The following is a 7,485-nucleotide window of genomic DNA, read 5'->3' on the forward strand; positions in this document are numbered from 1 at the left end:
GGTTATATATGTTAACTAATTGCTTCTTGAAATTTTCCTCATAATATTTTCTTGACATGATTTTCTCCTCCTAGTTTTATTATATCATGTTCGGAGAAAAACTGTCCTATCTAGTGTAACCTATCCATAGTTTTATAGTATATATAGAAAACTATAAAGATAAAGATTATCTAATAGAAATCTGCAATAGAATTTTACATTCATTTGAATTTTCTATGGTAACAACATATGGAGGAAAAACTATTACTGTAAAAATAGGAATAGTTGAGATAGATGAAAGTTATAGTAGAATCGATGACATAATTAAGGATGCTGAAATCGCTTTAAATAATATAAGTGAAAAAGAGAATAAAAAATATTGTTTTTTTGATGAAACCATGAGAGAAGATTTAATACTAAATGAAACCATAGAGAAAGAACTTAGAAAGGTTATTTATGATAATAATAGTGAGGAATTTTACCTAGAATATCAGCCTCAAATTAATTTAAAGACAGATTATATAGTGGGATTTGAAGCCTTAGCTCGTTGGAAAAATAAAGAATTGGGAATTATTTCACCAATTAAGTTTATTGATGTGGCAGAAAAACAACAATTAATAGTACCCCTTGGAAGATTGATATTGATAAAAGCTTGTAATTTTATTAAGACTTTAGAGAATGAAGGTCATAAAGGTATAAAAGTAGCTGTGAATATATCTTTAATTCAATTATTGCAGTATGATTTTATTACAGATGTAATAGAAATCATTGAAAAAGCAAGAATTCGACCAGAAAATTTAGAATTAGAAATAACAGAGACAGTTTTAGCAGATAATTATGAAATAATTAATGAAAAGCTTAGTAAATTAAGAAAAGAAGGTATCAGTATATCATTAGACGATTTTGGGACAGGTCATTCTTCTTTAGCTCGTTTAAAAAAAATAAATATAGATACTATTAAAATAGATAAACTGTTTATTGATAATTTACTCAATAAAGACCAAGAAAAAGTTCTTACAAGCTCAATAATATCTTTAGTTCATAAAATTGGTTTAATGGTAATTGCAGAAGGTGTAGAAACTGAGGCGCAAAAACAATATCTAATAAAAAACAACTGTGATATAATGCAGGGGTATCTATTTAGCAAGCCAGTATCAATGGAAAATGCAATAAAATTATTAAGTAAAACTAACGGAATAGAATTGATAAGTGAAATCACAATATAATAGAAATTTTAGGAGATAAATATGAAAGATATAACAGGATTATTAATAAAAGAGAATAGAGAAAAACTAGGCTTAAAGCAAGAATACTTGTGTAAGGGAATATGTTCAATTTCCTATTTATCTAAGATTGAAAGAGGAAATATTGTAGCAAGTGAAGAAATAGTAAAGATGCTTTTTAAAAAGTTAGGTATAGATTTTAATAGTGATGAGAAATTTGTGCAAGAGGGAAAAAAGATATTTGAGGAGATTAATAAATCACGATACTTTGGGACACCAATAGATGAGCATAGATTAGAAGAAATTAGGAGCAATAAATCTAGATACTTAAATTCTTCTCTAAATATTGATTATCAGCTATTTGAGTTATTTGATAAATTATTTCAAACAGAGGACACTGACATATTAAGATATAAAGAATATATGGATAATGATCAGTTATATATGTCTTATCTTATTACAGGATTTTTAAATAATGATATAAAACTATTAGAGGAAGCTAAAAAAGTAAAATATACTGCAGAAATTATACATCAAATTGCATATATTAAGTGGATTGAAGGAAAATATTATGAATCCATTGAACTAAATTTAGAAGCCTTGAATCTAGCCTATAATGAGGGATGTATTAAACTCCAAATAGAAGTATGTGTAATGTTAGGCAATTTATATATATATTTTCATTTGCCTACCATGGAAAAGTATTATAATAAGGCTTTAAATTTTTTAAATCTTATTGAAGATAGAGGGAGTAAGTTTTTTATTTATTATCATATGGGAATAGCTTATATATCTATTGATTTTATTAAAGCAGAAGAATATTTATTAAAGGCAATGGAAATATCTCCAGAAGATAATAAAGATTCAATGGAGAAACTATATCAAAAACTTTGCTTTTTATATTTGAGATATAATAAAAAAGAAATTGCTAAAATTTATTATATAGAAGCAAAGAAAATAAATATACTAAAATCTGTAAATGAACTTATAGAGATTATGATTGAAAATGAGGACTATATTCATTCGGAAAAATATCTTAATAAGCTTATGGACATTTATAATGAATCTAAGAAAAATAGACAACATTCTAATACTACATTTTATAGTGATTTTCTTATTGAAGCTTATAAGGCCAATAGAAGATATAAGGATGCACTATTAGTTACTGAATATATCTATAGAAATCAACGATAATTATATATTTTCATAGAATACTATACTTAATAGAGCTTTAGCTCTATTTTTTTGTGCTATTTTCTCAATATCATTTGATTTCAATACCTTAAATTAAATTATATAATATATAATAAAAGGAGGAGAGGAAAATGGAAAACAAAAAATTTAAAAGCATGGATAATTTAATATTTGTAATTAAACATATTTCTCTGTGGCAAAAATCTATATTTATATCAATAGGATTATATTCTATTCTCTACGCAGTTTCGCCTTTTATATGGGTTTACATACCGAAATTTTTGATTGATGAACTTTTAGGTGGAAAAAGACCAGATATAATTGTGAGAATATTAGGATTGGGTCTTATAATTGCTTCAGTTATTGGATTTTTAGTAGAATATTTACAAGGGAAATTCAGAATGAAAATGAATGTTATAAGATATAATTTCATTCATATGTTAAGTGAAAAGTCCATGACAATGGATTTTCTCTATACTGAGGATCCAGATACGTTAAATGATATAAATATAGCATTAGATACAGTACAAAACCCTATGTCTGGTGTTGGAATTGTAATACTAAAGCTATTTAGTATACTAGGTTCTATTATAGGTTTTTTTGGATTTGTAACTATAATATTTAGATTAAGTCCAGTTATACTTATGATATTGATATTAACTGTATTATTATCATATCTTATTATGGTTAAAGCAAAACAGTATGAGAGAAGCAGAAAAGATGATTTATATAAAGAAAAAAGAGAATCTATTTATTCATCTTCAACTTTATCAGATTTTCAATTTGGCAAGGATATTCGAGTTTATGGATTAAAAAATATTCTTTTTTCTAAAAAAGTAGGCTCAGATAAAAGATTACTTGAAATTACTAAAGAAATACAAAACCAAATATTCAAATCTTCTACTTTAGATGGGATATTATTTTTCATAAGGGAAAGTGTTATATACTCATATCTTATATATAAAGTTATATATGGCAATTTAAGTATAAGTGATTTTGTAATGTATTCCGTTGCCATGAATAGCTTTGCTATATGGATGGATACTACAATGAAAGATATATCAATTATTAGAATTCAATCCCTATATATAGGTGATTTTAGAGAATTTTTAAATAAAAAAGAGCCTAAAAAAATATTAAATCCCATAAATATACCAAAGACTGAAAAATATAAAATAGAATTTGATAATATTTCATTTAAATATCCTAATAGTGAAAGATATATTTTTAAAGATTTTTCTCTTGTAATAAATCCAGGGGAAAGGTTAGCAATAGTTGGAATAAATGGAGCAGGAAAAACTACTTTGGTAAAACTTCTCACAGGACTATATAGTCCTAATGCTGGTGAAATACGAGTAAATGGAATAAATATAAATAAATTCAATAAGGAAGAATATTTAGACCTATTGTCTGTAGTGTTTCAAGATATTAAAATATTTCCATTTAATATTAGAGAAAATATAAGTTTTAGTAATACCTTTGATGAAATTAAACTTAATGAATCAATAGAACAATCAGGGCTAAAAGATAAAATCCAATCCTTGGAAAAAGGAGTAGAAACCAATATGTTAAAAATACTAGATGAAGAAGGGATTGAATTATCAGGGGGAGAAAATCAAAAGTTAGCCATAGCTAGAGCCTTATATAAAAATGGAAAAATATTAATAATGGATGAACCGACAGCTAGTTTAGATGCACTGGCAGAAAATAGATTATATGAAAGTTTTGATAAACTTATTTCAGGAAAAACAGCCATATATATTTCTCATAGATTATCTAGTACTAGATTTTGCGATAAAATAGCTTTTATAGAAAATGGACAATTGCAGGAATATGGAACACATGATGAGTTAATGAAGTTAGATAGTCTATATGCAAATATGTTTAATATCCAGTCTAGATATTATAAGGAGGATAAAGCCTATGCCTAAAAGTAAATTTCAGATACTTAAATATTTTTTCAAGTTAACAAATAACTTGTCTAGAACATATATACCTAAAACTGTTTTGGCATCTTTACTTAAGGCCTTTACTCCATTTTTAAATATAATAATTCCGAAATTAATAATTGATGAACTTATGGGAAATCAAAGTATCAATATATTAATTATTTATGTTGGAGTATTAAGTATAGGAAATTTAATTTTTAAAATCTTAAACAGCTATTTTGAAAAGATAATGGAATTAGAAAGAACTGATTTGTTTAATAAAATAGATTCATATTTAGGAGAAAAATGTGTAGAAATGGATTTTGAAAATATTGAAGACCCGGAAATACTGGATTTAAAAGAAAGAGCATATTTTGCTATTTATAATATGAATGCAATAGGCTGGGCATTAGAAAAAACTTCTCAAATAATATATGAAGGCATTACCCTAATAGGTCTTTCATATATTTTAATAACTCTAAACCCATTGATTATACTAGTGATACTGATAATAGTATTTTTAAACTCCTATATATTTAAAAAGATAGAAAAAATTAGATTTGAAGACAATCAAAAATCCATATTTGACAATAGAGCCTTTTCATATTTTATCAGACTTACATCTGATTTTTCAGTGGGAAAGGACATTAGGTTATATAATGGAAAATCACTTATATTGAATAAAGCAAGGTATTTTACTGATAATTTGTTGAAAATATACTCTAAGCAATTTACGGATATAGGGAAGTATTCAGGAATAACAAATATAAATATACAGGTACAAATGATTATTATCTATGGTTATCTTGCCATATCCGTAATTGGAGAAACCATTACCATAGGAAGCTTTACAATGTATGCAAATACTGTTAGAAGCTTTAGTACATCTATAATGTCCTTTGTAAATTCTTTCATAGATATAAATCAAATATGTTTATATTTAGAATTGTTTATCCAGTTTGACAGTATAGAATCTAAAAATTCAAAGGGGATAATTGATATAGATAATATAGAAAATTTTACTATAGAATTTAAAAATGTAAGCTTTAAATATCCAAATAAAAATGAATATACATTAAAAGATATATCAATAGTAATTAAACCTAAAGAAAAATTATCTATTGTTGGACTAAATGGGGCAGGTAAGACTACATTTATTAAACTTTTATCAAGATTATATGAGCCAACGGAAGGCGAAATACTACTTGGAGGAGTAGATATAAGAGAGTATAAATATACTGAATATATGAAATTAATGTCTATTGTATTTCAGGACTTTAAATTATTATCTTTCTCCATAAAAGAAAACTTCTTATTTGATTCAGAGGTGGATGATACTAGAATTATACAATGCCTTGAAGAGGCAGGATTTGGTGAGGATTTGGATAAACTTAAAAATGGTATAGACACAAATATATATAAAAGCTTTGATAAAAACGGTATAGAATTTTCAGGAGGGCAATCTCAAAAAATAGCCATAGCCAGAGCTTTATACAAAGATTCACCTATAGTTATATTAGATGAGCCTACTTCTGCTCTAGATCCTATATCAGAATATGAAATATATAATAGCTTTAACAAATTAGTAGAAGGAAAAACAGCCATATATATTTCCCATAGATTATCAAGTACAAGATTTTCAGATAAAATTGCTGTTTTCAAGAATGGAAGTATTATAGAATATGGTAATCATAATGAACTTATGAAAAAAGAGGATTCACTATATGGAAATATGTATAATACACAAGCAAAATATTATATAGCTTAGGAAAAAGACATATGGTAATTAAGTTTACCATATGTTTTTTAGAAAACTTAAAAAAAGAAGGATTATGTAAAAATATGTAGAATAATAATATAGGAGGTGAGGGAGATAATTAGAAAGTTTGTTTTTCGAGATTTACTTTATTTTAAAGAGTATGAGAATTATTTTTATCATATGTCTAAGAAAGGCTTACACCTAAAGAAAATAGGTAAAATATTTGCGTATTTTGAAGAGGGAGATAATAAAGAAATAAACTATAGAATCGATTTAGTAAATAAAGATGATAAGGAAAATATAATTGAAAAGAGAAATAAGGAAGGGTGGGATTTCATAGGTGGAAAAGACTCAGCTTTAATATTTTCCTCTAAAGGAGATTCAGAACTAAGGGAGTTATATGGAACACCTGCATTACATAAAATAGCATTAGGTAACTATAGAGAAAAACGATATAAGGGGAATGTTTTCAGTATAATTAGTGTGACTATTCTTCTGATAATTTATATAGTAATTCTATCAGATAAGGGATTTTATATATCTTTGACAAAGGAAAGTTCATTTGGTTTGTCCATGATAATTGCTTTAATATCTTTATTTCATGAGAATAGTAAAAGAAGATATTTAAAAAGAATGGAAAATTTGTTAGGGGAGGGAAAGTTTTTAGACAATGAAGATGATGAATTTGTATTTGTAAGAAGAACTTTCAGAAAAACCATAATTAATTTTACTCTGGCTCTAACTATAATTGGTATAGTATTTTGTAAATTATTCTATGGAAGAAAGATTAGTCTTGGGGATGTACATAGACTAGGGGATCTACCAATTGTTACAATAGCTGATATTGAAAAGGTAGAGACTTATAATAATTTTAGTGATAATGACACTGAAAACCATGTATATACAAGTTGGAATATATTTGTTCCAAAGGAGTATGATTTAATAGAAAGTGTAAAATTATATGATGAAAATAATATAGATACAGGACTTGAACCATTATTAGTATTTAGATACTATGACGCAAGATGTGAATTTATTGCAAAAGGATTAGAAAAAGATATATTAGCAGGACGAGGATTAATGACTTACTCAGGGCTTCGTGAAATAAAAACTACAGATAATATTAGTGTATATGGATTAGAAGATAAACATAGAATTATACTATTATTCAGGAAAGAAAATCAACTTATATATATTATGTATCATGATGGCAGGGTTTCTCTAGAGGAGTTAATTGAAGTTATATCGGAGAAATTTAAGACTTTTTAATAAAATAATTGATATGAGACAATACATTTGTGACAAGTAAATATGAAAAAAGGAAAGACCTCTGATATAATGTTGTTTACCATAACAAACAAAAATCGGAGGGATCTTTCCTTATGAAAACAATTATAACAGA

General features: G+C 26.0%; 5 protein-coding genes. All 5 read left to right on the top strand.

Annotation, left to right across the window (positions count from 1 at the left end; genetic code table 11):
• The first annotated feature begins 215 nt into the window (after nucleotides 1–215).
• The 5 genes from FYJ83_RS18900 (at nucleotide 216) to FYJ83_RS18920 (ending at nucleotide 7,352) form a co-directional block, all read left to right on the top strand.
• Entirely contained in the window at nucleotides 216–1,205 is a 990-nt protein-coding gene (locus FYJ83_RS18900; RefSeq protein ID WP_154443047.1) for a putative bifunctional diguanylate cyclase/phosphodiesterase, read from the top strand.
• Between the two features lie 21 nt (nucleotides 1,206–1,226).
• The gene (locus FYJ83_RS18905) at nucleotides 1,227–2,396 is read left to right on the top strand and encodes a helix-turn-helix domain-containing protein (protein WP_154443048.1); all 1,170 of its coding nucleotides are present in this window, start codon (nucleotides 1,227–1,229) and stop codon (nucleotides 2,394–2,396) included.
• Nucleotides 2,397–2,527: 131 nt separating this feature from the next.
• On the top strand, nucleotides 2,528–4,327 hold the full coding sequence (locus tag FYJ83_RS18910; RefSeq protein ID WP_216585497.1) for an ABC transporter ATP-binding protein: 1,800 nt from the start codon (nucleotides 2,528–2,530) through the stop codon (nucleotides 4,325–4,327).
• The gene (locus FYJ83_RS18915) at nucleotides 4,320–6,092 is read left to right on the top strand and encodes an ABC transporter ATP-binding protein (protein WP_154443049.1); all 1,773 of its coding nucleotides are present in this window, start codon (nucleotides 4,320–4,322) and stop codon (nucleotides 6,090–6,092) included. Before FYJ83_RS18910 ends, FYJ83_RS18915 begins: the two co-directional genes overlap by 8 nt.
• A gap of 96 nt (nucleotides 6,093–6,188) precedes the next feature.
• Nucleotides 6,189–7,352 (top strand): DUF2812 domain-containing protein, encoded by a 1,164-nt coding sequence (locus FYJ83_RS18920; RefSeq protein ID WP_326828377.1) that lies wholly within the window; start codon nucleotides 6,189–6,191, stop codon nucleotides 7,350–7,352.
• The last annotated feature ends 133 nt before the right edge of the window (nucleotides 7,353–7,485 follow it).

This window comes from Tissierella pigra, from assembly GCF_009695605.1.
Classification (GTDB): domain Bacteria; phylum Bacillota; class Clostridia; order Tissierellales; family Tissierellaceae; genus Tissierella; species Tissierella pigra.

Excerpts from the sequence above, each read along its gene's own strand:
- FYJ83_RS18915 (WP_154443049.1), top strand. The coding sequence starts at position 4,320 with ATGCCTAAAAGTAAATTTCAGATACTTAAATATTTTTTCAAGTTAACA.
- FYJ83_RS18910 (WP_216585497.1), top strand. The coding sequence starts at position 2,528 with ATGGAAAACAAAAAATTTAAAAGCATGGATAATTTAATATTTGTAATT.
- FYJ83_RS18905 (WP_154443048.1), top strand. The coding sequence starts at position 1,227 with ATGAAAGATATAACAGGATTATTAATAAAAGAGAATAGAGAAAAACTA.
- FYJ83_RS18900 (WP_154443047.1), top strand. The coding sequence starts at position 216 with ATGGTAACAACATATGGAGGAAAAACTATTACTGTAAAAATAGGAATA.